2 protein-coding genes are annotated in these 2826 nt (G+C 33.7%); both read right to left on the bottom strand.

From position 1 onward, the window contains the following. Nucleotides 1–64 precede the first annotated feature (64 nt). Nucleotides 65–2074, bottom strand: coding sequence for an ATP-binding cassette domain-containing protein (locus H1P_RS16395; protein WP_144869234.1), 2010 nt, complete (start codon nucleotides 2072–2074; stop codon nucleotides 65–67). Nucleotides 2075–2104: 30 nt separating this feature from the next. Beyond that, a partial coding sequence (locus H1P_RS16390; RefSeq protein ID WP_144869230.1) for a glycosyltransferase family 4 protein occupies nucleotides 2105–2826 on the bottom strand: 722 nt, incomplete at its 5' end.

The raw sequence follows: 2826 nt of genomic DNA, 5'->3' as shown, positions 1-2826 counted from the left end.
TGAAAAAAATATAGTTTTTGCTCATTGCTAGAATCGCGATTCAATTGGCGAATAATAAGAACAATTAGAAATTAAAATTATTGTGTTCGGCTTCATATTGCTCTAACGCTTCAATCATATCTTTTGCTGAAGAATAAGACTCTTTTAAAATACGATATTTTTCTTCTGTATCACCAATAATTCCTTCTTTAGCTAACTGTAAATGTCCGATCAAAGAGTTTAAATTAGTTCTCATTTGATGGGAAAGAGCGTTGACATCATGATTCTGCCAATACTGATCGTTTTTATCAAATTGCATATTATACAAACGACAATAAGCACCACCTTTGGTTAATAATTCTCTGTGAGTACCTGCTTCGATGACTTTTCCTTTCTCTAACACGACAATTCGATCGGCTTTTTGTACTGTAGATAAGCGGTGAGCTATCACTAATGTGGTGCGATCGTGGCATAATTTTTCTAGTGCTTCTTGAACCAACCTTTCTGAAACTGTATCTAAAGCACTGGTAGCTTCATCAAGAATGAGAATTTGAGGATTACGTAACAGAGCGCGAGCGATCGCAATCCTTTGTCTTTGTCCTCCAGACAACATAACACCCCGTTCACCAATTTCTGTGTCTAAACCTTGAGGTAAGTTTTGAATAAAATCATAAGCGTTGGCTTGTTTGATAGCATTAATTATATCTTCTTCTGTTTTGTCTTCTAAACCATAAGCAATGTTATAACGAACAGTACTATTAAACATAAAGGTATCTTGGCTAACTACTCCCATTTCTTTTCTAAAACTTTTGAGGTTAAATTCTGAAAGAGCAATACCATCAATAGTAATTCTGCCTCGATTGGGGTCATAAAATCTGGGAACAAGATCGGCAATAGTAGATTTTCCCGCACCAGAAGAACCTACTAATGCCACAGTTTTTCCTTTAGGAATTACAATATCAACGCCATCTAGAACCCAACTATCGTAACCAGGATAAGCAAAACTAACATTTTCAAATTTGATCGCATTTCGTAATCCTCTAAATTCCAATTCTCCTGATGGTAAAAATGGTTTATCCTGACGATTTAAAAAATTGGTAACTATTTCTGCACTAGGATAATTATTCGCAAATTGAGTTCTAGCAGTGTTCAATTGACCAATAAAAGGTAATAAACGAAATAAAATAACTAAATAAGTTAATAAGGTAGGAGCAAAATCACGAATACTAGGAGTAAAGAAATAACGACAGATAACAATCAAAGCTAAGATTATAATTATTCCTGAAATTTCATTTAGAGGCCCAATTAAACCACTAAGACTCATGCTTTTTAGCTGTATTTTTTCTCTTTCGTCAATAAAATACTTTATTTTTTGATATTCTGCGTCTTCGTTGGCAGTTAACTTGATTAAGCGAATACCTGTAACTATTTCAAAAGATTTTCTAGAGTAGTATCGTGATTGCTCAGAAAGTAATCTACCATACTTTCTAGACATCTTGACAAATGACTGATTACCAAAGGCAATCGTAGATAACAAAGCAGTAGAAATAACGGTCAATTGCCAAGAAATTACTAATAAAAAATAGACAAAAGTTAAAATTGTTGTGGCAATAATAATAATTTTAATACCACTTCTAATTACGATGGCTGTCCTTTCTATTTCTCGATTAATTTGAATTGTAATATCGCCGACTTTATTTTTTGCATAAAAATCAAATCCGACTTTTAATAACATATCAAAACCATCTAATCTCATCTTATTGACAAGATATTTGGTATGATAATTGCCTATAATTAGAGTTAAATAATTAGTGACGTTTTTGAGAATAATAATAACAACAACACTTGCTAACATAATCATTAGCTTTTGTGGCCCATCAAAAAAATCAAAAATAGAAAATATTTTATGTAAAAAAGGAGGATTTTCTGGTAAGCTGTAATCTTCTCCGTCACTTAAAAAAACCACTAAAATAGGAATTAAAAGAGCCGTTCCTATCCCATTAAAAATTGCACTACTAAGGGTTAAAAATAAAGTTATAACAACAAATGCCGGCTTTTCTTTGGCAATTTTCCAGAGAAATTGATTAGATGACATATTAACCAAATATATTAAGGAGTTAGCGAATTAAACTTGAGCAATTAAAGGCTGAATGATTTTTTTCATAGTATCAATACTATAGTTTTCAAGACATCGTTGACGAGCAGAAACACCTTTCGCTTGAGCTTGAGCAAAATCATGAAAAATTAATTCTATAGCTTCAGCGATCGCTTTAGAATTGTTCGGTGCAACTAAATAACCAGTATCCGCCAAAATTTGAGGAATGTCTCCTACAGTAGTAGCGAGAATTGGTTTTGCCATTGCCATACCATCTGTTAACTTCAAAGGAAACTGAGCTTTAGCAGCCGAACTATCTCTTTGTGGTACAACTATAACATCAGCAGCAGCAACAATTTCTGGCATTTGATGTATAGGAGAGCGGGGTAATTTAATCATCCACTTGCCATAATTTTCCTGTAATTGGCGATCGTAGTCATCATAGGGGCTACCTCCAACAATAGCTAATCTAATATCTGGGCGATTTAATTGTTCCAAAGCGATTAAAACATCCTCTACCCCCTTGTAGGGTCTTGGCGCGCCAGGAAACATTAAAATTTTATGATCTGCTAAACCATACTTGATTTTGCTATCTTGAGAATTATACTTTGTCGGGTCAAATAAGTCTGTATCTTTGCCATTAGGAATTTGAATTCCGCCAAAACGTTGTTGTAAAAATTGATTGTGGGTAGTGAGAATATCTGCCTGAGAAATAAACTTCTCTAGCCACTGCAAATATAAAGGATGATCGG

Source organism: Hyella patelloides LEGE 07179, assembly GCF_900659865.1.
In the GTDB taxonomy this organism is placed as follows: domain Bacteria; phylum Cyanobacteriota; class Cyanobacteriia; order Cyanobacteriales; family Xenococcaceae; genus Hyella; species Hyella patelloides.
Note: the sequence above shows the minus strand (reverse complement) of the source record. Positions and strands in the feature narration are given on the sequence as shown.